Origin of the sequence: Winogradskyella litorisediminis (assembly GCF_042675765.1) — a bacterium.
GTDB classification, from domain to species: Bacteria; Bacteroidota; Bacteroidia; order Flavobacteriales; family Flavobacteriaceae; genus Winogradskyella; species Winogradskyella litorisediminis.
In genome coordinates, this window is the sequence record NZ_JBHTJL010000015.1 from 97,225 (window position 1) to 119,789 (window position 22,565).

At 33.8% G+C, this 22,565-nt stretch carries 18 protein-coding genes; 11 read left to right on the forward strand and 7 right to left on the reverse strand.

From position 1 onward, the window contains the following. Positions 1 to 35: 35 nt before the first annotated feature. Genes ACFQ1Q_RS11005 through ACFQ1Q_RS11015 form a run of 3 tightly spaced genes read right to left on the reverse strand, consistent with a single transcriptional unit; the run spans position 36 to position 2,211 of the window. Positions 36 to 1,130, reverse strand: coding sequence for a hypothetical protein (locus tag ACFQ1Q_RS11005; RefSeq protein ID WP_386131254.1), 1,095 nt, complete (start codon positions 1,128 to 1,130; stop codon positions 36 to 38). Further along, positions 1,108 to 1,653: a hypothetical protein gene (locus ACFQ1Q_RS11010; protein ID WP_386131257.1), complete on the reverse strand. Its 546-nt coding sequence runs from the start codon at positions 1,651 to 1,653 to the stop codon at positions 1,108 to 1,110. The genes ACFQ1Q_RS11005 and ACFQ1Q_RS11010 overlap by 23 nt, the downstream gene beginning before the upstream one ends. A 6-nt stretch (positions 1,654 to 1,659) precedes the next feature. Next, entirely contained in the window at positions 1,660 to 2,211 is a 552-nt protein-coding gene (locus ACFQ1Q_RS11015) for an RNA polymerase sigma factor (RefSeq protein WP_386131260.1), read from the reverse strand. Positions 2,212 to 2,436: 225 nt separating this feature from the next. Here ACFQ1Q_RS11015 and lon point away from each other — a divergent pair, with 225 nt between their 5' ends. The 3 genes from lon (at position 2,437) to cmk (ending at position 6,727) form a co-directional block, all read left to right on the forward strand. Further along, complete coding sequence (lon, locus tag ACFQ1Q_RS11020) at positions 2,437 to 4,890, forward strand: endopeptidase La (RefSeq protein ID WP_386131263.1); 2,454 nt, start codon at positions 2,437 to 2,439, stop codon at positions 4,888 to 4,890. Positions 4,891 to 4,988: 98 nt separating this feature from the next. Beyond that, entirely contained in the window at positions 4,989 to 6,011 is a 1,023-nt protein-coding gene (gene porQ, locus ACFQ1Q_RS11025) for a type IX secretion system protein PorQ (protein ID WP_386131266.1), read from the forward strand. A gap of 26 nt (positions 6,012 to 6,037) precedes the next feature. Next, a complete protein-coding gene (cmk, locus tag ACFQ1Q_RS11030; RefSeq protein WP_386131269.1) occupies positions 6,038 to 6,727 on the forward strand; it encodes a (d)CMP kinase in 690 nt (229 codons plus the stop codon). 48 nt (positions 6,728 to 6,775) lie between these two features. Here the strand turns inward: cmk and ACFQ1Q_RS11035 are convergent, their stop codons facing one another. After that, complete coding sequence (locus tag ACFQ1Q_RS11035; RefSeq protein ID WP_386131272.1) at positions 6,776 to 7,153, reverse strand: LysM peptidoglycan-binding domain-containing protein; 378 nt, start codon at positions 7,151 to 7,153, stop codon at positions 6,776 to 6,778. Between the two features lie 290 nt (positions 7,154 to 7,443). On the opposite strand from ACFQ1Q_RS11035, the gene rpsA reads away from it, so the two are divergent. The 8 genes from rpsA (at position 7,444) to ACFQ1Q_RS11075 (ending at position 15,087) form a co-directional block, all read left to right on the forward strand. Beyond that, positions 7,444 to 9,285 (forward strand): 30S ribosomal protein S1, encoded by a 1,842-nt coding sequence (rpsA, locus tag ACFQ1Q_RS11040; protein ID WP_386131275.1) that lies wholly within the window; start codon positions 7,444 to 7,446, stop codon positions 9,283 to 9,285. A gap of 92 nt (positions 9,286 to 9,377) precedes the next feature. Beyond that, positions 9,378 to 10,910, forward strand: coding sequence for a T9SS type A sorting domain-containing protein (locus ACFQ1Q_RS11045; RefSeq protein ID WP_073086337.1), 1,533 nt, complete (start codon positions 9,378 to 9,380; stop codon positions 10,908 to 10,910). A gap of 56 nt (positions 10,911 to 10,966) precedes the next feature. Further along, positions 10,967 to 11,506: a bifunctional pyr operon transcriptional regulator/uracil phosphoribosyltransferase PyrR gene (pyrR, locus tag ACFQ1Q_RS11050; RefSeq protein ID WP_386131278.1), complete on the forward strand. Its 540-nt coding sequence runs from the start codon at positions 10,967 to 10,969 to the stop codon at positions 11,504 to 11,506. A gap of 16 nt (positions 11,507 to 11,522) precedes the next feature. Next, on the forward strand, positions 11,523 to 12,452 hold the full coding sequence (locus tag ACFQ1Q_RS11055) for an aspartate carbamoyltransferase catalytic subunit (protein WP_386131281.1): 930 nt from the start codon (positions 11,523 to 11,525) through the stop codon (positions 12,450 to 12,452). Position 12,453: 1 nt separating this feature from the next. After that, positions 12,454 to 12,786, forward strand: a complete 333-nt coding sequence (locus ACFQ1Q_RS11060; RefSeq protein ID WP_386131284.1) for a ribonuclease Z — start codon at positions 12,454 to 12,456, stop codon at positions 12,784 to 12,786. Position 12,787: 1 nt separating this feature from the next. Continuing rightward, positions 12,788 to 13,693, forward strand: coding sequence for a ribonuclease Z (locus ACFQ1Q_RS11065; RefSeq protein WP_386131287.1), 906 nt, complete (start codon positions 12,788 to 12,790; stop codon positions 13,691 to 13,693). 60 nt (positions 13,694 to 13,753) lie between these two features. Further along, entirely contained in the window at positions 13,754 to 14,401 is a 648-nt protein-coding gene (gene pdxH, locus ACFQ1Q_RS11070; RefSeq protein ID WP_386131290.1) for a pyridoxamine 5'-phosphate oxidase, read from the forward strand. 188 nt (positions 14,402 to 14,589) lie between these two features. Next, entirely contained in the window at positions 14,590 to 15,087 is a 498-nt protein-coding gene (locus tag ACFQ1Q_RS11075) for a CAP domain-containing protein (protein ID WP_386131293.1), read from the forward strand. A 478-nt stretch (positions 15,088 to 15,565) separates the two neighbouring features. On the opposite strand, the gene ACFQ1Q_RS11080 is transcribed toward ACFQ1Q_RS11075, so the two are convergent. The 3 genes from ACFQ1Q_RS11080 to ACFQ1Q_RS11090 form a co-directional block, all read right to left on the reverse strand. Beyond that, positions 15,566 to 17,485 (reverse strand): OmpA family protein, encoded by a 1,920-nt coding sequence (locus ACFQ1Q_RS11080; RefSeq protein WP_386131296.1) that lies wholly within the window; start codon positions 17,483 to 17,485, stop codon positions 15,566 to 15,568. 14 nt (positions 17,486 to 17,499) lie between these two features. Further along, positions 17,500 to 18,417, reverse strand: a complete 918-nt coding sequence (locus ACFQ1Q_RS11085; RefSeq protein ID WP_386131299.1) for a PorP/SprF family type IX secretion system membrane protein — start codon at positions 18,415 to 18,417, stop codon at positions 17,500 to 17,502. 25 nt (positions 18,418 to 18,442) lie between these two features. Next, positions 18,443 to 22,565, reverse strand: a 4,123-nt coding sequence (locus ACFQ1Q_RS11090; RefSeq protein WP_386131302.1) for an HYR-like domain-containing protein, incomplete at its 5' end; no start/stop codon positions are given.

Genomic DNA, 22,565 nt, shown 5'->3' on the forward strand with positions numbered 1-22,565 from the left:
ATGAGGACATAAAGCGTCCGTTTTTTGATTAATGATTATTGTTTGTTAAAAGTTACACTACCAAATTCAGAATTAATCTTTACTAAATTCTGTGTGGTTTGATTTCCATAATTTCCTGCGTAAAATTTATCTGAAGATTCAACAATTCGTTTTGAATAATTAAAATCGTCTGCATTACGTAATGATGCATGTTCTAAAGTAATTTCAAAATTGAAATTAAAATCAGACGCATATCCTAGACTAATACCTGCATGTTCTGCTGTAATATTTACATTTTGCGCGTTTGAGGCAATTTTTCCGATCTTTACGCTTCCAAAATCCGATTTGATGGTTGCTTTTTTGTAAACATTGCCTAATATTAACGAAAGATGGTCTGCATTACCGCTAATATTATTAACGTTATCTACCTTAAGAGACTTAAAATCGCAATTATAAGTAATGTTCTCTGCAGCTTCAATATGGCTAGATGTGTGGTCTGCATTAATACTTAGACTCTTCGCTTTTGCAACAGTATAGCTGCTAAAATCGGCATTAATTTTTCCACTTTTTATATATTCAAAATAGCAGTCTTTTGTGTGGTCAAAATTGAGTTGGTTGCCATCTGCCATCAATTCCTTAGTTCTAATATTTCCGTGGTCGCAATTGATTTTAGCAACACCTTTTAATGTATCTACTGTTACGCTTCCAAAATCATTACTGATGTCTATGTTGTTTGTTATTGGTATTTTAATGACATAATTTATTTCAATTTGCAAATTCATTTTTTTTCCCCAATTCCACCAATTTCTTTCATTTTTATTCATTTGTGTAATAGCAGAAACATAGTTGTTTGTTGCAGAAAAATCGACATCAATACGCTCTAATCGGTCAATAACTTTATCCTCGTCGTTACCGCTAACGCGTATTAAAATATCAAATGCAATGGTGTTTTCTTCCCAAGTAATAATGTCTACATTTCCAAATTTATTGACCACTTTTAATGTGGCGTCATTGCTAACACTATAGGTTTTTTCGATGATACGTTCTCTAGTGGTTATCTTTTCATTTGCTATTGTATTGACATTTGCAAAAATAAAAGTAGGTAGCAGCAGTAGTAAGCTGATAAATTTATAAGGTTTGTTGGGTTTCATATTTGGTTTGTTTTAAATCTTCAATCTGTTGTAAAATGTTGTTAAGGATATCAATTCTACTCTGATAATTAGAAATCATTGCGTAAATAACCCGTTTGTCATTTCCGCTTTGTTTTAAATCTATTTTTAGCTGTGCGTAGTCTTTTTCTAAAGCTTTAAGTTGGCGCTCCGCTTCGTAAATAATTTGTTGAGTAAGTGGTGAGCGCTCAGCATTTAATTTTTTTAATTCTTCATTAATGGTTGCTGTGAAAAAATCTTGCGTTTCGGCCATTTCTTCTGAGACACTTGCTAAACCTGTTTTTTCTTCCGTTTTATCTGAAAGCTGAAACACACTTAAACAAATCATTACACTTGCTGCAATAGCTAAAAAAGGTTTCCAAAAGGAATTTTTAGTATTATCAGAGATAGTTTGCGCTTCGAGTTTGTTTAAAAACCGAGCTTCATGACTATCATCAGGAGTTTTAATATCAAATTGTCCTTTCAAGTCATCAAACAAATTATCTATTTCATCTTTTTCTTTCATAATTTTTTAAGCATTTACACTTAATTTTTGTCTTAAACTTTCTTTAGCTCTTGAGATTAATGTTCTGCAATTGGCATATGAGATATTCATTATTTCAGAAATTTCTTCATAATCATAACCTTCAATTAAATGCAACGTTAAGCCTAAACTGTAATTAGATTTTAATTCTTTTATCATTGATAAAATTTGATTTACTTTAGGATTTGCAATAGTACTTTCTACAACTCCTTGACAATCTTCAACTTTATAAAGAACAGTATCTAATTGCACCGTATTTTCTTTTACTAAGCGATTGTATTCTGCAATGCTGTTGTTAATGACAATACGTTTTAACCAAGAGCCAAAAACAGTTTTATCTTTCAATTTATTTAGTTTACCAAAAGCCGTTAAAAATGATTCTTGCATAATATCTTCTGCTTTAAAAGAATCTTTTACAATTCTTAAAGACGTATTATACATAGCTTTATAGTAGCGGTTATAAACCTCAAGTTGTGCACGTTGGTTGCCCGTACTACAAAGCTTTAGTAACTGTTCGGTATCTTGATTGGTTGATGACAAAAATTACTGCTTTATTTATAGATGGTTTTTAATTTGAAGTGTTACAGTTTCAGAAAAAAAAGTTTTTAATATTTATTTCTGAATGGCACAACTATTGAATTTTATGTAATGAATATAGCTATAAAACAGCCGTATTCATTGATATCTAACATAAAGTTAGAAATTGTATAACGAAACAAAAGTCCATTTGCATTTTTTTAATGACAGAATGGCTTATAATATACTATGGCGAAAAGAAAATTTATGGGGCTTGACAGTTTGTCATTTCAGGATTTTGATGAAAATTCTGAGTTAATTCCGTTAATGACACCCGAAGATGAAGAATTAATTAACAATGAGATTTTACCAGAATCTCTTCCAATTTTACCATTACGAAACACGGTATTATTTCCTGGTGTAGTTATACCAATTACTGCAGGACGCGACTCGTCTATAAAACTTATCAACGATGCCAATAACGGCGGAAAAGTAATTGGTGTAGTTTCTCAAAAAGATGAAGAAGTCGAAAACCCAACAGAAAAAGATGTCTATAAAATTGGTACGGTCGCGAGAATTCTGAAGGTGTTAAAAATGCCTGATGGAAATACAACTGTGATAATTCAAGGTAAAAAACGCTTTAAAATCAAAGAAGTTGTTTCTGAAAACCCTTATCTAACAGCGACTATTCAAGATATTCCTGAAGCAAAACCAGCAAAGGACAATGAGGAGTTTAAAGCAATAATAGAATCTATAAAAGACTTGTCTTTAGAGATTATAAAGGAAAGTCCAAACATTCCATCTGAAGCAAGCTTCGCCATAAAAAATATCGAGAGTAATTCTTTCCTTGTCAATTTTGTTTCCTCAAACATGAACTTAAAAGTAGAGGAGAAGCAAGAATTATTGACGATTAATGACTTGCAAGAACGTGCTCTAGCGACCTTGAAATATATGAATCTCGAATATCAAAAACTTGAGCTTAAAAACGATATTCAGTCTAAGGTTCAAAGTGATATGAACCAGCAACAGCGCGAATATTTCTTACACCAACAAATGAAAACCATCCAAGAAGAACTAGGTGGTGGTGTATCATCTGGCGAAGAAATTGAAGAAATGCGCGAGCGTGCAAAAGCAAAAAAATGGAACGAAAAACAAAAAAAGCATTTCGATAAAGAATTGTCTAAAATGCAACGAATGAATCCGCAAGTTGCAGAATATTCAATTCAACGTAACTATTTAGATTTGTTTTTAGACTTGCCTTGGAATGAGTTTAGTGAAGATAAGTTCGACTTAAAACGCGCCATGAAAGTGCTTGACCGAGACCATTTTGGTCTAGATGATGTTAAAAAACGCATTATCGAATATTTAGCAGTTTTAAAATTACGTAATGATATGAAGTCGCCAATCCTTTGTCTTTACGGACCACCAGGCGTTGGTAAAACTTCATTAGGTAAGTCTGTTGCCGAAGCTTTAGGTAGAGAATACGTGCGTATTTCTTTAGGTGGTTTACGTGATGAAGCCGAAATTCGCGGGCACAGAAAAACATATATTGGCGCTATGCCAGGACGAATTATCCAAAGTTTGAAAAAGGCAGGAACTTCTAACCCTGTTTTTGTTTTAGATGAGATTGATAAACTATCAACCGGAAATCAAGGCGACCCATCATCGGCTATGCTCGAGGTTTTAGACCCAGAACAGAATAGTGAGTTCTATGATAATTTCTTAGAAATGGGTTACGATTTATCCAAGGTGATGTTTATTGCAACATCTAATAGTTTAAATACCATTCAGCCAGCATTGCGTGATCGTATGGAAATTATAAATGTTACAGGGTATACTATTGAAGAGAAAGTAGAAATAGCTAAGCGTCATTTATTACCAAAGCAATTAAAAGAGCACGGTTTAGACGATAAGGCCTTAAAAATAGCCAAGCCACAATTAGAAAAAATTGTCGAAGGTTATACTAGAGAATCTGGTGTTCGTGGTCTTGAGAAACAAGTTGCAAAAATGGTGCGCTACGCAGCCAAAAATATTGCTATGGAAGAAGACTATAATATCAAAATTTCAAATGATGATATTGTTGAGATTTTAGGTAGTCCTCGTCTGGAGCGCGATAAATACGAGAATAATGACGTTGCTGGTGTCGTAACAGGTTTAGCATGGACACGTGTTGGTGGTGATATTTTGTTTATAGAATCTATTTTATCTAAAGGAAAAGGCGCGTTGTCTATAACAGGTAATTTAGGTAAAGTGATGAAAGAATCTGCTACGATTGCTATGGAATACATTAAGGCAAATGCAGATAAATTCGGGATTAAATCTGAAATGTTTGAAAAATACAACGTCCACATCCATGTACCAGAAGGCGCAACACCAAAAGACGGACCTAGTGCAGGTGTGACGATGTTAACTTCTTTAGTGTCTTTGTTTACGCAGCGTAAAGTTAAGAAGAGCATTGCTATGACAGGCGAAATTACTTTGCGAGGTAAAGTATTACCAGTAGGCGGAATTAAAGAGAAAATTTTAGCTGCAAAACGTGCAAAAATTAAAGAGATTTTATTGTGTGCTGATAACAAAAGAGATATTGATGAAATTAAACCAGAATATCTAAAAGGTTTGACCTTTCATTATGTAAAAGATATGGATGAAGTGTTAGAATTAGCTATAACCAAGCAGAAGGTTAAAAATCCTAAGACACTGTAAATAACAAAAACCTCAGTAAATTAACTGAGGTTTTTGCTTTTCAAAAAATAAAAGATTAACAACTGCGTTTTAAGATAGATTCCGTTATTTTGCATGCTATGATTAGGAGATTTACGGCTCTATTTTTTTTAGGATTTGCGTCGCTTTGCTTTGCCCAATTGGGTGGCGAGTCTACCTATCAATTTCTTAATCTTGTTTCATCTCCAAGACAAGCGGCTTTAGGTGGTAAAATTATTACCAATTTCGATAAAGACGTAACGGAAGCTTTGTACAATCCAGCATCTATAAATGGCGACATGCACAATCAAGCTGCGCTCAATTTTTCGAGTTATTTAGGCGGAATAACATACGGAACAGCAGCGTATGCTTACACTTGGGACAGACGCATACAAACCTTTCATTTTGGTGTCACTTATATTAATTATGGCGAATTTGATGGTTACGATTTAAACGGCGTATCCACAGGTTCGTTTAGAGGAAATGAAGTCGCACTATCTTTTGGTTACAATTATAACATTCCGTTTACCGATTTTTATGTCGGTGCGAATGCAAAAGTGATTACGTCACAATTAGAACAATACAATTCTATTGGTGGCGCTTTAGATTTGGGCGTGATGTATATTAATGAAAAGCTAGATTTTCATGCCGCGTTAACGGTTCGGAATTTCGGTACACAATTTAAAACGTACAACGGTTTAAATGAAAGTTTACCATTTGAAGTCAATTTTGGGATGTCTCAAACATTGGAGTACATTCCGCTACGTTGGCATTTAACTTTAGAAAATTTGCAAGAATGGCCAATTGGAGTTTCAAATCCAGCAAGAGCAACCACAGATTTAAGTGGTAACCAAACTGAAGAAAAAGTAGGTTTTCTAAACAACGTCATGCGTCATACCATTTTAGGTGCTGAGTTGTGGCCAGACAGAGGTTTTAACATCAGATTAGGTTATAATTTTAGACGTGCTGAAGAACTCCGTATTTTAGACCAAAGAAACTTTTCAGGCTTATCTTTTGGTATTGGTTTAAAGATAAATAAGATGAAATTCAGCTACACACACGCCAGATATACAGCTTCTGCAAATGCTAGCTTTTTTGGACTTCAGATTGATTTGAATAGATAATTCTTATTTTCGCAAATAAACAAAACATGTCAAAAAAAATCGTCATAGCCATAGATGGATTTTCCTCAACAGGAAAAAGTACAGTTGCTAGAAAATTAGCTAAAGAATTGGGCTATATCTATGTAGATACTGGTGCTATGTATCGTGCGGTGACTTATTTTGCTTTAGAAAATGGTTTTATTTCAGAACATAAATTGGATAAAGAAGGTCTGATTTCAGAATTAGAAAACATTCATATTACTTTCAAATTTAATGAAGAGTTAGGTTTTGCTGAAGTTTATCTAAACGGCGAAAATATTGAAGCCGATATCCGCACACTTAAAGTGTCTCAGCACGTTAGTCATATTGCGGAAATTTCAGAAGTGCGTCGCAAATTGGTGCAGCAACAGCAATTAATGGGCAAAGATAAAGGCGTTGTTATGGACGGAAGAGATATTGCAACGGTTGTTTTTCCTGACGCTGAATTAAAGATTTTTATGACAGCTACAGCTGAAAAACGCGCGACACGCCGCTATAAGGAATTGCTGGAACGCGGGCACAATCTAAGTTATGATGATGTTTTAAAAAACGTAATCACACGAGATGAAATCGATTCTACACGTGAAGATTCACCATTAGTAAAATCTGATGATGCCATAGAATTTGATAACTCTGAAATGTCAATTGAAGAACAGTTATCTAGTATAAGACAATTGGTTAAAGAGAAGTTGGCATAAAAAAAGCACCGCTTACGCGATGCTTCATTCTATAAATTTACTTTCCTATTAAATATTAGGAATCACTAATTCTTGGTCAGGATAAATTAAATCCGCACTCTTCAATTTGTCAGAGTTTGCTTGGTAAATAGCATTGTATTTAGATGCATCACCATAGTAGTGTTTTGCAATTTTTCCTAAAGTTTCTCCTGAAGAAACAGTGTGTTTAGCGTAAACAGAAGTGTCTTCCACTTTAATATCTGCCATGATATCATCAGGGTTCTCGCCACCAATTTCTTTAATTTTATTCCACATTAAATCTTTTTCGTATTGGTTTGCAGCTGTTCCCCAAACTTTTAATTTATCGTTTGTTTCTTCAACTTTGCCGTCTTTAATATTTAATTTTTCGCCTAAATCTAAAACAGGCTGATATTTTGCTTTGTACATAATTTTAATTTGTTTTAATAGTTAATATCTTCTTGTAAATATACCAAAATAAATCTCAAGACTAAAAGAATTTTTACCATTTTGGGCTTCAGTAGGTTATACTTTAAATTAGTTTGTTTAAAGAGAGTAATTATTAGTTTGATATTTGTATTAAAAGTTGTATTTTTGCGCTCCTTTTTAACGGAGTAGAAAAAGTATAAAAAGGATAATAAACAAATCATAACTAATAACTTCTGTACAATTTCTCCGTATTACTTTAAAGCGGTACAGAATACAAATTTTTATCAGCAATGGCTGAAAACAAAACAAAAGATGCAGAAGTAGCTGTTGAAGCAACTGAAGCAAAAGCAACCCAAGCACCTGTAGTATCTGAAGCTCAGGCAAACCCAGAAAAATTCTTAAAAGAATTTGATTGGCACAACTACGAAGAAGGTATTGAGCAAGTTGAAGACACTAAACTCGAAGAATTTGAGAAATTAGTAGCAGAAAACTTTGTAGATACTTTAGATGATCAGGTTGTAGAAGGTACTGTAATTTCTATTACAGACCGTGATGCAATTATTGACATCAACGCTAAGTCTGAAGGTGTAATTTCTCTTAACGAGTTTCGTTACAATCCAGATTTAAAAGTTGGTGACAAAGTTGAGGTATTAATTGATGTACGTGAAGACGCGACAGGTCAATTAGTATTGTCTCACAGAAAAGCAAGAGTAATCAAAGCTTGGGACCGCGTAAATAACGCACACGACACTGGCGAAATCGTAAACGGTTTTGTAAAATGCAGAACTAAAGGTGGAATGATTGTAGATGTATTTGGTATTGAAGCGTTCTTACCAGGTTCTCAAATCGATGTGAAGCCTATTAGAGATTACGATCAGTACGTAAACAAAACAATGGAATTTAAGGTTGTAAAAATCAACCACGAGTTTAAAAACATTGTTGTATCTCACAAAGCGCTTATCGAAGCAGATATCGAGGAGCAGAAAAAAGAAATCATTGGCCAGTTAGAAAAAGGACAAGTATTAGAAGGTATTGTTAAAAACATTACTTCTTACGGTGTGTTTATTGATCTTGGTGGTGTTGATGGATTAGTACACATTACAGATTTATCATGGTCACGTATCAACCATCCAAACGAGATTGTTGAGTTAGATCAGAAATTAAATGTTGTAATTCTTGATTTTGATGAGAACAAGTCTAGAATTCAATTAGGTCTTAAGCAATTATCTAAGCATCCTTGGGAAGCTTTAGGTGAAAGCGTAAAAGTTGGAGACAAAGTAAAAGGTAAAGTTGTTGTAATCGCTGATTACGGTGCATTTATCGAAGTTGAAGAAGGTGTTGAAGGTTTAGTACACGTTTCTGAAATGTCTTGGTCTACACATTTACGTTCTGCTCAAGATTTTGTTTCTGTAGGAGATGAAATTGAAGCAGTAATTTTAACATTAGATAGAGAAGATCGTAAAATGTCTCTTGGTATTAAGCAATTAACGCCAGACCCATGGACAGATATTACATCTAAATATCCTGTAGGTTCTAAACACACAGGTATTGTGCGTAACTTTACAAACTTTGGTGTTTTTGTTGAATTAGAAGAAGGTATCGACGGATTAATTTACATCTCTGATTTATCTTGGACTAAGAAAATTAAGCATCCATCTGAGTTCTGTAACGTAGGAGACAAATTAGATGTTGTTGTATTAGAGTTAGACGTAGAAGGACGTAAATTATCTTTAGGTCATAAACAAACTACAGAAAACCCTTGGGACAAATATGAGTCTGAATTTGCTTTAGAGTCTGTACACACAGCTACGATTTCTGAAATCGTTGATAAAGGTGCAACTATTGAGTTTAACGAAGATATCGTTGCATTTGTACCACAACGTCATTTAGAAAAAGAAGACGGTTCTAAATTAAAGAAAGGTGAAGAAGCTGAATTTAAAATCATTGAGTTCAATAAAGAATTCAAGAGAGTTGTAGCATCTCATACTGCTGTATTTAGAGAAGAAGAAGCAAAAATTGTAAAGCAAGCTGTACGTAAAGCAGAAGCTCAAGCAGCAGAAGCAAAGCCAACTTTAGGTGATGCTAATGACGCGTTACAAGCGCTTAAAGATAAAATGGACGGTAAGAAGTAATTCTTCCAGATTTTTATAAAATTAAAAGCCTCTCATTTTTGAGAGGCTTTTTTATTATTAAAAGTATTAATTTGCATTCGATTTAATTTATCATGAAACTTAATATAACACTATTACTTTTATTAATTATACTTCCAGTATCTGCCCAGAATTGGTTAGAAACCAATCTATTTGTACCAGAAAATACTTTAATTAATAGCAATTTTGGAATAAGAGTTGCTGTTGACGGAGATTATATGGTTATTGCTGCTAATGCGGGTAAGAATGATACATCAACGGGGAGTATTAGTATTTATAAAAAAAGCAGTACTAATGATTGGGATTTAATTCAAGAATTGTCCATTGCAGATGGAACTCCTGGACGTCAAACACCAAGTTCTATAGATATTAAAAACGATTATATAGTAGTTGGTGTTTTGAGTAAGGACAAAGTTTATGTATTTAAAAATGATGGTATTGGAAACTGGAGTAGCTTTCAAGAATTGGTAGGCTCTGATACAACTTCTAACGATAGGTTTGGAGAATCTGTTGCTATTTCAGAAAATCATATAGTAGTTGGAGCTACATTTCAAGGTCCAAACTCTAACAACTTGTTTGGTGCGGCTTATGTTTATGAAATAAGTATGGTTTCTAATCAATGGGAAGAAACACAAAAACTTGTTTCAAATATAAGAACTGACGCAGATTTATTTGGACAAAGAGTAAGCTTGTATAATAATACAATTGTCATAGCAGCAAGAGGTGAGGATCAAGATGCAAACGAGACAAATACACTGTTTGGCTCTGGAGCAGTATATGTATTTGAATTAGATGAGTTAAATATTTGGAACCAAATTATCAAGCTTACCCCAAGTGATAGAGTTAATGATATGAGTTTTGGAGATGATGTTTCTATATTTGAAGGTAGTATTGTTATAGGTTGTGTAAGATGTACAGACGATTCTTCCCAAGCTACTGGTGCAGCTTATGTTTTTGAAAAACTGACTACCGGAAATTGGTCAGAAACTTCTAAACTTTTACCAAATATTTCTAATCTTACCGATGACTTTGGGAAAAGCGTGGCTGTAAGTCAAGATTATATTGCAATAGGTTCACATTTGGATGATAAGGATATAAATGGAACTAATTTTCTATCAAATTCTGGACTCGTTTACATATATAATAGAGATACTTTAAATCAATGGAATTTTCAGGAAACAATAGAAGCTAGTGATAGAGAAGAAGATGATATATTTGGTTATGATTTAGACCTTCATTTAGGGCAAATAATAGTAGGAGCATTTGCTAGTGAAGGTCTTAATCCGAATGATAATTCGGTGGTATTCAATGCTGGGTCGGCCTATGCGTTTGAAATTAATTCAAATTTATCTTCAAATAATTTTAGATTTCAAAATATTTTTGTTTCTCCAAATCCATCTAGTTATAGCTATAATGTTGAACTACAAGAGGTTTATGATGAATTAGAAGTCTCTATCGTTAATGTTATTGGAGAAGTCTTATTAAATAAAAGATATAATGATGTTTCAGAATTTGAAATTCATTTAAATGCTAAATCAGGGCTTTATTTTATGAATATTAAAAATAGTTTTGAAACAATTGCTACTATTAAAATCATTAAAGAGTGATTTGATCTTTAATTTATTTAGTTTAACTTTGCATCCCAAATACGTTTGGAAGTTATATGAGTCAAAAAATATTACTTAATTCTAAAGAAGTAAATATCATTCTTCATCGATTGGCTTGTCAACTCATTGAAAACCATAACGACTTTTCAAATACCGCACTAATAGGATTACAACCTAGAGGTAAATATCTAGCTCAACGCTTAGCTAAAATTCTTAAAGACGATTATAATATTAATAACCTCAATTATGGCGATTTAGATATCACCTTTTTTAGAGATGATTTTCGTCGTGGCGATAAACCGTTAGAAGCTAATAAAACGAATATAGATTTTATTGTAGAAGACAAGAATGTAGTTTTTGTTGATGATGTTTTATATACAGGACGAAGTATACGAGCAGCATTAACAGCTATACAGTCTTTTGGAAGACCAAAACATATAGAATTATTAACGTTAATAGACAGGCGTTTTAGTAGACATTTACCAATTCAGCCAGATTATAGAGGCAGACAAGTAGATGCCATAAATAAAGAAAAAGTAATTGTAAACTGGAAAGAAAACGAAGGCGAGGACACCGTTTACCTTATAAATAAGTAAAGCAAATAATAAGAGCATGAGTCAATTAAGTGTTAATCACTTACTAGGAATTAAATATCTGAAAACTTCAGACATTAAGCTTATTTTCGAAACTGCAGACCAGTTTAAAGAAGTTATTAATCGGCCTATTAAAAAAGTACCTTCACTAAGAGACATCACTATTGCTAATTTATTTTTCGAGAATTCTACACGTACTAAATTATCTTTTGAGCTTGCCGAAAAACGATTATCTGCGGATGTTATTAACTTTTCAGCTGCACAATCTTCAGTAAAGAAAGGAGAAACTTTAATAGATACTGTTAACAATATACTTTCAATGAAAGTAGATATGGTAGTAATGAGGCATCCAAGTCCTGGCGCAGGTGTATTTTTATCTAAGCATATTAATGCAAGTATTGTCAATGCTGGCGATGGTGCACACGAACATCCGACACAAGCTCTTCTAGATTCATATTCAATAAGAGAAGCACTAGGCAGTGTAAAGGGTAAAAATGTGGTAATTGTTGGCGATATATTACACAGTCGTGTAGCGCTATCTAATATTTATGCGCTTAAACTACAAGGTGCTAATGTCATGGTTTGCGGACCCAAAACATTGCTACCAAAATACATCGGAGATTTGGGAGTTAAAGTAGAAACCAATCTCAAAAAAGCTTTAGATTGGTGCGATGTAGCCAATATGCTTCGCGTGCAGAATGAACGAATGGATATAAGTTATTTCCCTTCAACTAGAGAGTATGCGCAGCAATATGGCGTAACAAAACAACTGTTAGACAGCTTGGATAAAAAAATTACCATAATGCATCCAGGTCCTATAAATAGAGGAGTGGAGATTACTAGTGAGGTGGCAGATTCTGATCAATCCATAATACTTAATCAGGTAGAAAATGGTGTTGCTATTCGTATGGCAGTTATATATTTATTGGCATCTAAAATAAAGCAGTAAAATGATTATAGATAAAAACGAAAATACGGTTATCATAGCTCAAGAAAAAGCATCCGTAAAAACGCTAGTAAATAATATCGAGCAAGCTTACAATAAGTACAAAGCCTACCATATAATTGTAAGATTATCTAGTTTAGAAGATTTTGAACTTCACGATATTATTGAATTCTTACGCTTAAGCAATAACCACAGAGCAGACAAAAAGTCTTTTGTTGTAGTATCTAGTCAAGTAAATATTGATGAAATGCCAGATGAAATAGTAGTCGTACCTACAATTGAAGAAGCATACGATATTATTGAAATGGAAGAAATAGAGCGCGATTTAGGTTTTTAATATGAAATTGAATATTCTCGGTTGCTACAGCGCAACACCTCGTACATTTACAAACCCTACTTCTCAAGTTTTAGAAATTAAAAATCATTTGTTTTTAATTGATTGTGGTGAAGGAACGCAGGTACAGCTGCGAAAAAACAAAATCAAATTTTCAAGAATTAAGCACATTTTTATTTCGCATTTGCATGGCGACCATTATTTTGGTTTGGTTGGTTTAATTTCAACTTTTAGACTATTAAAACGCGAAACAGATTTACATGTTTACGGTCCTAAAGGTTTAAAGGAAGTCATCACGTTGCAACTAAAATTATCCGATTCTTGGACCAATTATAATTTATATTTTCACGTATTATCCTCTAAGACCTCCGAATTAATTTTTGAAGATGATAAAGTTGAAGTGCATACAATTCCGCTTCAGCACCGTATCTATACCAACGGATTTTTATTTAAAGAAAAACCAGGCGAGCGTAAATTAAATATGAATGCTGTTCTTAACGAGGACATAGAAGTTGCTTATTACAGGAAATTGAAGCAGGGTTTTGATGTTGTCAATAAAAAAGGAGAAATCGTTAAAAATGAATTAATGACAAACTCGCCTGATAAACCAAAAAGCTATGCATTTTGTAGTGACACTAAGTATGATGAAGCAAAGTTGCCAATAATTAAAAATGTAGATGTCTTGTATCACGAATCTACGTTTCTAGAAAAAAATGCAAATCTTTGCGAGCCTACAAAACACAGTTCTGCCATTGAGGCAGCAACCATTGCAAAAAAAGCAGAAGCAGGTACACTAATTTTAGGACATTATTCTACACGTTACGATGATTTGTCGTTATTTAAAAAAGAAGCACAAACCGTTTTTGAAAATGTTGAACTCGCCGATGACGGTAAGGTTTTTGAATTTTAATTTTTACTTTATTTTAAAATAAGAGTACTTTCAAAATAGTAACTTTACAAAAAAGTTATTATGGAAAAAGACCTAAGCAATTACAGACAATCTTACGAAAAAGGAGAGCTTCTTAAAGAAAACGTTTCAGATAATCCCATAGAATTATTTAGAGATTGGTTTTTAGAGGTTGACGAGCATTTTAACCAAGGAGAAACCAATGCAATGACAGTTTCTACAATAGGTATAGATGGCTATCCTAAGAGTAGAGTAGTGCTTTTAAAAAAATATAACGAAGAAGGATTTATATTTTACACTAACTACCATAGCGAAAAGGGAAAGGCAATATCAAATAACCCTAATGTATCATTATCGTTTTTTTGGCCAGCTGCTGAGCGGCAAGTAATTATAAAAGGTAAAGCTGAAAAAATAGCTGAAAATTTAAGCGATGGCTATTTTGAATCTAGACCACGTGGAAGTCGCTTAGGAGCTATAGTGTCTAACCAAAGTGAAGTTATTGAAAGTAGAGAAGTATTAGAACAAAAATTAAAAGATTTAGAAGTGCAGTTTCAAGGCAAAGAAATTCCAAGACCTAAAAATTGGGGTGGATTTATTGTAAAGCCTGTAGAAATAGAATTTTGGCAAGGAAGACCAAATCGTTTACATGATAGAATCCGGTATAAGTTAGGAAACAATTTTGATTGGAGTATAGATAGGTTAGCACCCTAAAAAATACATAATTTATAATCGTTTAAATGCATATTTGTTCGGTAAAAAATTATATTTTAACACTCAAATCAGATAAAACGTATATAAAATCGTTAAAATGCATGTTTTTTATCGATTTTAACATTTTATTAACATTGTTTTTAAACGTAGGTATTTAGATTAGTAATCCCAAACAAAAATACCTACTTATGAAAATTTCTACATTAGCACCAATTGTTATGTTTTGTGTATTCTTAACACTGACCTCATGTTCTACAGACAGTCTCAATGAAGACGAAATTATTACTGCTGAAATTGGAGAAGCTCCAATGGCTAAGCCATTAGAAATTGAAGTTTTAGAATTAATAAATGCCTATAGAATTGAAAAAGGTCTTAACTCTTTATCTAATAATAATACAGTAAAAGCTGTAGCATTTACACATTCAGATTATATGAGAGAGTCTAATGATGTCTCTCATCATAATTTTTATGTAAGAAAGCAAAGCCTACAAGAAAACGAAAACGCTCAAATCGTGTCAGAAAATGTAGCCTATGGTTATACATCTGCACAATCTGTTGTTAATGCTTGGATTAATAGTCCATCTCATAGAAGTAATATTGAGGGAGATTATACACACTTTGATATCTCAGCAGAGCAAGACGAAGAAGGCGATTGGTACTATACAAACATTTTCATTAAGAGATAATTATATTGAGTTTTAATTATGTAATTAGAGGCCGCATTGTTGCGGTCTTTTTTTGTTAAATAATATTTGATTAGGTTTTTGAATCAGCATGTGTTTAAAATTTATAAAACTTGTATTATAATTTTAAACTTCATAAATAATATGCTAGATGTATTCAACTATTTAAGATAAAACATTATAAAATCCTTTAAGCATAAAGTAAGCCAACTTGTTAATTGTTATAATTCAAACACTATAAATAGGATTCTCATTACTAGTTGAATTGATATTTCTTTGCTCATATGTTTTAAAAACAGTTATTTAAAATTGGTTACAATTATGTGCTAAAAGTAATTTTGTATTAAAATACTTTTGATTTTTACCTACAAACACTGAAGCGTTATTGCTTTAATATTCGTTTTAAAAGCTTAGAAATAATTCCAAAAAAAAGCTCAGCATTTTTGCTGAGCTTTTTATATTATATACTATTAAATTCCATTTACTCTTTTAGGATGTAAAAGTAAGATCGTCTATTGAGCTGGTGTTCTTCTGCGGTACATGGCACACCATTAGAACATCTATTTAGTAACTGAGACTCTCCATAACCTATAGCACTTTCAATTCGTTCTGCTTCAATACCACGAGAGATGATATAATCTCTTGTAGATTTTGCACGTCTATCAGATAATCTCATATTGTATCTTTCGCTACCACGACTGTCTGTGTGAGATTCAATTTTAATGACCATAGTAGGGTGTTCTCTCATAACGTCAACAATGTTTTCTAATTCAAACTGTGCATCCGTACGTATGTTCCACTTATCAAAATCGAAGAAAATTGGATTAATTACAATTTGGTTATCTATAATTAAAGGAATCAGCACCAAGTCAGCATTATTTATTTTCTTGTTTTCATCAGTTGTAGTTACCGTTTTTTGGTCGTTTTTATAATCTTTTTTGCTTCCTACGACTGTAAATGTTTTTTCGCAAAGTAGGTTAGGGAACTGGTAACGACCTTGAGCATCTGATATTACTTCAGAAATGACTTTACCATCTTCATCTATTAATCTAACAGTAGCTTCTGGCAATGGTTCTGCTGTCAACTCGTCTGTAACGACACCTTCGATGCTTTGTTCACACAAATATGTATTAAAGCTGTAAATATCATCACTTCCTTTTCCGCCTTCACGATTAGAAGATAAATAACCTTCCATTGTTTCAGAATTAAAGATGTATGCAAAATCATCATAGCTAGAGTTAAAGGGTTCACCAATGTTTTCACTGACCGCATTAGGATTATTAATAATATCTGATTTAAAAATATCTAATAGTCCATAATTTACTGATCCATCAGAGGAATAATAGAGTGTTCCAGCTTCATCTATTGAAGGGAACAACTCACGACCTGGAGTGTTGATGTTTTCTCCAAGGTTTCTTGGTTCAGAAAACGTACCATCGTCATTGATATCTACGACATAAATATCTGCTTCTCCAAACCCACCTTTTCTATCTGATACGAAGTAAAGTTGTTTGTCATCTGGACTTAAAGCTGGGTGACCCGTCGAAAATACATCGTCATTAAATGGTAAGACTTCTAAATCGTCCCATTGCTGATTTTCTTCGTTAAAAGTTGCTCTAAACAACTCTAGGTGTGTTGTTCCTTCTTTATCGTAATCTAGCCTTCTTTTCTTGGTTAAATGGTCTCTAGTAAAATACATAGTTTTACCATCTTTTGTAATAGCTACAGAAGATTCGTGATAATTAGAGTTAACATCATTCGCCTTAATTTTTACAACATTATCAAAGCTAATGGTTTCGCCATTTCTAATAATTTCTGTTTGGTAAATGTCTAAGAATGGTTCTTTATTCCAATCATAAATGCGCTCTGAGTCGTCCCTAGCGGAAGCAAAATACATGACATCGTCTATTACAAATGCACCAAAATCTGAATATTTTGTATTAAAATCTAAATTATTAAGTTTTACAATCCTTCTTGGGTCTGCTTCTTCCGAAATTTTGTAAACATCAAACTTATCTCCAATATATTTGGTATCAGCAGGATTTTCGGCCTGCATAGCTTTTAATTTGTTTGCCCAAAGTTCAGCTTTTTCGTAATCTTTTATACTTACAAGAGATTGAATATATTTAAACACATACTCTGGGTCTATCTTACGTTCGTATTTGTTTACAGCTAAGCCATACCAAAGCGCTGACTCTTTTGTTTGTGTATTGTTATAATGTGCATCGCCTAAACGTGTTAAAACGTGCATTGAACTGTCACCTTCTTTTACAACTTCTTTGTAAAGCTCTATAGCTTTTATGTAACTATAACTTTTAAAGAATTTATCTGCTAACTTCAACTGTGCGAAGCTCGAAGAAAAACAAAGGGTAAATACTATAAGAACTAATCTTGTTTTCATATTAAACTGCATATTTAGAAGTATCTCGGTGATTTAATTCTACGACTTTTCCATAATTCGAATATTATTAAAACTTCGTGAGTACCAGAATTGAAATTTCTTAAATCACTAAGTTCATATTCGTAAGCATAACCAACTCTAAATTGTTTTGAAACTTGAAAATCTATAATTCCACCTAGAGCCGATGTTTGTTCGTTAATTCGGTATCCACCACCAATCCAAAATTTCTCATTAAATAGAAAATTTGCAGATACATCAAATGAAAGAGGTGCACCATTTGTAGCCTTTACTAAAGCGGATGGTTTTAACTTTATATTTTCAGACAAGTCAAAGACATAGCCACCTGTAAAATAATAACTTACACGTTCTAAAGCTTCAAACTGTCCATCTCCAGAATAATCATTATTTAATATTCTTGGAGCTGATAAACCTAAGTACCATCTTTCGCTATGCCAATAAACACCAGCACCAACATTAAAATCTAAACGGTCTTGAAAACCAAATATTAATGGGTCGTTAGCTTGTGATTGCTGATAATCTGCATCTAAATTGTAAGCTGTAACGCCACCTTTTAGTCCAAAAGCTAATTCAGAATTTATTCCTGTTTGAATGGTATAAGATACATCAGCATATACATATTGAAAATTTTCGAAACCGAGCTCATCATTAATTACAGATAATCCAAGTCCAACATTTTCATTTCTCAATGGTGCATGAATGGATAAGGTCTGGGTTTGGGGACCACCTTCAAGACCTACCCACTGACTTCTGTGCAGTCCAACAACACTTAATGTTTCTCTACTACCTGCATAAGCGGGATTAATAGATATTGTATTAAACATATATTGCGTAAACTGCGGAAGCTGCTGAGCAAAAGTTACTGAGGTTATCAGTAGCAAAAATGCAATGCCGTAAATTTTATTTAACTTCATAGGTATCAGTTTTTACTTTTCTTTATTAGTTACCAGTCATTATGTAAAGAGGACCAGCGAATGGTTCTAAACCACTATTTCTTAATCTTACTATGTAATAGTAAGTTCCTGTAGGGACATTATTTGAATTACCAACTGAAGAACCAATTGTTTGTCCTCTCCAATCGTTTTGATAATTAGAATTTTTATAGATGACTGCACCCCATCTATTGTAGATTTCTACTTCGTATACAAATCCGCAAGTTTCAACTCCAGAAATTGTAAAGGCTTCATTTACACCATCTCCGTTAGCAGTTACGGTATTAGAAATCTGTACGTCATCTTTTCCACAAGGTAAAACTATACAGTCTCCATTTAGCGTGATATTAACATCCTCTTGCGCATTACAATCTTCGCCAAGTGAATATCTAAACGTGTAAGTCTCTCCAACTTCACCACCGTTTTGAGGGTTGAAGAGGTTGTTATCGATAGAAATGGTGTTTCCTATTACAATTGACCATGTTCCACTAGTATCAACATTTGGCTGTAAGAAATCGAATAAATCAATAACACCATCATCAATACATCTATCACCATCTTCTGCGATAATTGTAGGAGTAGCAACTAGAATTATTTGCCTTACAATTGTTATGTTGCCACAACCGTCGTCTACTGTCCATACTCTTATTATTTCATAGTTGTCAGTGTCTGTAAAGAAGTTGATTTCTTCTGTAAAATCTATATTTACTGTTGAGGAACAATTATCTTCAAATTGTAATTCAGGAATTTCAGGTATAGCATCGCAGTCTACAGTAATAGCCTGATCGAAAGTTGTTAATAATATCGGAGCAGTTGTGTCAACGATAGAAATAGTTTGAATAAATGGCTCAGAAACGTTACCACAAGCATCTGTAAATGTCCACGTCCTAGTTCTTGTAGAAGCATTAGGGCAACTTGCATCTGTAACTGTTTCGTCACTAACCAAGTTTAAAGTAATGTCTGTAGAACAATTATCTGTTGCAGTAGGCTCGAAACTAAGTGCATCGTTTAATGCATCTGCATCAGAGCATTCTACAGTTACATCCAAACTACCATCTGCATCAGTCACTTGAGGTGCAGTTGTATCATTAACATTTATTGTTTGAACATCGCTTGAAACATTACCACAACTATCCGTTGCTGTCCAAGTACGAGTAATGATAAACGAACCTTCACAATCTCCAGGAGTTGTTGCATCCGTAAATATAATTTCTACAGTTTGGCTACAATTGTCAGTAGCAGTTGCTTCACCTGTGTTAATTGTTGATAAATCATCAGAACATTCTACAGTCGCATCTGCAGGTACAGATATTTCTGGTGCTGTTGTGTCAATAACATTTATCGTTTGAACACCGGTTGCAGAGTTACCACATTCATCTGTAGCAGTCCAAGTACGAGTTATTGTAAAAGCTCCATCACAATCACCTGCTGTTGTTACATCATTCGATGTAATGCTTACATTAGAGCTGCAAGAGTCTGTAGCTGTTGCTTCGCCAGTTGCTGCAGTTGATAAATCATCAGAACATTCTAATGTAACATCTGCCGGTACAGTTATTTCTGGTGCTGTCTCATCAACTACGTTTATTGTTTGCGTAGTTGTAGACGTATTTCCACAGGTATCAGTTGCTGTCCAAGTTCTAGTAACACTGTATTCACCAGCGCAATTACCATCAGTTCTCACATCTTCAAAGGTTAATTCGAAATCAGAACCACAGGCATCAGTTGCAATAGCTTGAGCAAACTCTGGTGTTGCAGGACAATTGATTACGGTCGTTTCTGGTAGTGCATCAAAAACAGGGGCATCGACATCAACAACATTTATCGTTTGAGTAGCTGTAGACGTATTTCCACAGGTATCAGTTGCTGTCCAAGTTCTAGTAACACTGTATTCACCAGTGCAATTACCATCAGTTCTCACATCTTCGAAAGTTAATTCAAAATCAGAACCACAAGCGTCTGTTGCAATAGCTTGAGCAAATTCTGGTGTTGCAGGACAATTGATTACGGTCGTTTCTGGTAGTGCATCAAAAACAGGGGCATCGACATCAACAACATTTATTGTCTGTGTAGCCGTAGAGGTATTTCCACAGGTATCAGTTGCTGTCCAGGTACGAGTTACACTGTATTCACCAGCACAATTGCCATCAGTTCTCACATCTTCAAAAGTTAATTCAAAATCAGAACCACAAGCGTCTATTGCAGTAGCTTGAGCAAATTCTGGTGTTGCAGGACAATTTATTGTAGTCGTATCTGGCAGTGCATCAAAAACAGGAGCATCGACATCAACAACATTTATCGTTTGTGTAGCTGTAGACGTATTTCCACAGGTATCAGTTGCTGTCCATATACGAGTTATACTGTATTCACCAGCACAATTACCATCAGTTCTCACATCTTCAAAAGTTAATTCAAAATCAGAACCACAAGCGTCTGTTGCAGTAGCTTGAGCAAATTCTGGCGTTGCAGGACAATTAATTGTAGTTGCATCAGGCAGTGCATCAAATACAGGAGCTTCAGAGTCCACAACATTTACTGTTTGAGACGCAGTAGAGATATTTCCACATGCATCAACAGCAGTCCAAGTACGAGTTATGCTGTAATTACTTGGGCAATTTCCATCAGTTCTCACATCATTGAAGGATAATGTAACTCCAGCACAAGCATCTGTTGCAGTTGCACTTACAAATACATCTTGTGGGTTTTCAGTACAGCTTATTGTTGTTTCTGCAGGAAGATCATTAAATACAGGTGCATCAACATCAACAACATTTATAGTTTGTGATGCTGTAGATGAGTTACCACAAACATCAGTAGCTGTCCAAGTACGAGTGATACTATATTCTCCTGCGCAGTCACCTTCAGTTCTAACATCTTCGAAAGTTAATTCGAAATCACTACAAGCATCTTCAGCTGTTGCTTCAGCAAAAACAGGTTCTGAAGGGCAGTTTATCGTAGATTCATCAGGTAGCGTAGCAATTACTGGTGCAGTTGTGTCAACTATAGTAAGTGTTGCGTCAACTGTACTAGAATTTCCTGCCAAATCAGTCAAAGTATAAATAACGTCTATTGTCCCTGTGTTTCCACATCCAGCAACTAAATTACTGTATTGATAATTTGAAGTAACTGTAAATGTTGTACAGTTTTCAGTAGCACAATTTTCTATAGTAGTTATGTTAGTTGAGTTCCAAGCGTCTGCTAATGTTTCATTATTGTCACTATCACATTCTATAGTATCGTCTAATGGCTCACATGATGTTGCATCCGGTGGCGTAGTATCTTCTAGAAGATCAGTAGTAACTTCAACCATATTATCAACATTGCCTCCATTGGCAACATCTACAGCATTAACAATCGCTGTGTTATCAACTTCAAGAGCTGTTACATCAGTTTCTGTAACAGGATAATCTGCGCTATAGATCCATGTTTCTGTTGGGTCTAATTCATTATCATTATCAGTATCTCCAGAAATAAAATTAAGAGGTATTGCAGGATTTGCGTTATCTAATAACGAATCTGTTACGACTACGTTTTCTAAACTTGTATTACCTGGATTAGTTACAGTTATTGTATAAGTAATTGTTTCACCAACTTCTGAACATTGGTTTCCATTTTCATTGTTGAAAACACCAACTTTAACAATATTTACCGAAGCATTATTACATAATGCGGTAACAGTTGTGTCATTTTCAGTTGTTAAATTATCATCTGATAAATCTGTAACAACAACACTAAATGAACTTCCTGATACTGTTGCTTGATTTGAAACACTACCGTTATCTATATCATTTTGAGTAATGGTATATATCGCTGTGTATATCCAAGTTTCTGTTAGATCTAAAATATTATCATTATTAGTATCACCATCAACAAAAGTGATTAATACGCTTGGATTTGGAGCTTCAAATAATGGGTCTGTTAAAGTAATATTACTTAAAGGCTCATTACCTTCATTCGTCACTGTAAAGGTATAAATTATAGTCTCATCCACATTAGAGCATTGATTTTGATTTGTATCTTCAAATACACCAGTTTTAACTAGTGCTATTTGCACAGAAGGTTGAACAGCAACAGTAATATATACTGTAGCAGTATCCGTAGCGCCATTAGCATCTGTAATGGTGTATGTGAAT

Coding starts and splice junctions, on each gene's coding strand:
- ACFQ1Q_RS11055 (WP_386131281.1), top strand. CDS start 11,523: ATGAGTCAATTAAGTGTTAATCACTTACTAGGAATTAAATATCTGAAA.
- lon (WP_386131263.1), top strand. CDS start 2,437: ATGGCGAAAAGAAAATTTATGGGGCTTGACAGTTTGTCATTTCAGGAT.
- ACFQ1Q_RS11085 (WP_386131299.1), bottom strand. CDS start 18,417: ATGAAGTTAAATAAAATTTACGGCATTGCATTTTTGCTACTGATAACC.
- ACFQ1Q_RS11045 (WP_073086337.1), top strand. CDS start 9,378: ATGAAACTTAATATAACACTATTACTTTTATTAATTATACTTCCAGTA.
- pdxH (WP_386131290.1), top strand. CDS start 13,754: ATGGAAAAAGACCTAAGCAATTACAGACAATCTTACGAAAAAGGAGAG.
- ACFQ1Q_RS11080 (WP_386131296.1), bottom strand. CDS start 17,485: ATGAAAACAAGATTAGTTCTTATAGTATTTACCCTTTGTTTTTCTTCG.
- rpsA (WP_386131275.1), top strand. CDS start 7,444: ATGGCTGAAAACAAAACAAAAGATGCAGAAGTAGCTGTTGAAGCAACT.
- ACFQ1Q_RS11005 (WP_386131254.1), bottom strand. CDS start 1,130: ATGAAACCCAACAAACCTTATAAATTTATCAGCTTACTACTGCTGCTA.
- ACFQ1Q_RS11075 (WP_386131293.1), top strand. CDS start 14,590: ATGAAAATTTCTACATTAGCACCAATTGTTATGTTTTGTGTATTCTTA.
- porQ (WP_386131266.1), top strand. CDS start 4,989: ATGATTAGGAGATTTACGGCTCTATTTTTTTTAGGATTTGCGTCGCTT.
- ACFQ1Q_RS11035 (WP_386131272.1), bottom strand. CDS start 7,153: ATGTACAAAGCAAAATATCAGCCTGTTTTAGATTTAGGCGAAAAATTA.
- ACFQ1Q_RS11065 (WP_386131287.1), top strand. CDS start 12,788: ATGAAATTGAATATTCTCGGTTGCTACAGCGCAACACCTCGTACATTT.
- pyrR (WP_386131278.1), top strand. CDS start 10,967: ATGAGTCAAAAAATATTACTTAATTCTAAAGAAGTAAATATCATTCTT.
- ACFQ1Q_RS11060 (WP_386131284.1), top strand. CDS start 12,454: ATGATTATAGATAAAAACGAAAATACGGTTATCATAGCTCAAGAAAAA.
- ACFQ1Q_RS11010 (WP_386131257.1), bottom strand. CDS start 1,653: ATGAAAGAAAAAGATGAAATAGATAATTTGTTTGATGACTTGAAAGGA.
- cmk (WP_386131269.1), top strand. CDS start 6,038: ATGTCAAAAAAAATCGTCATAGCCATAGATGGATTTTCCTCAACAGGA.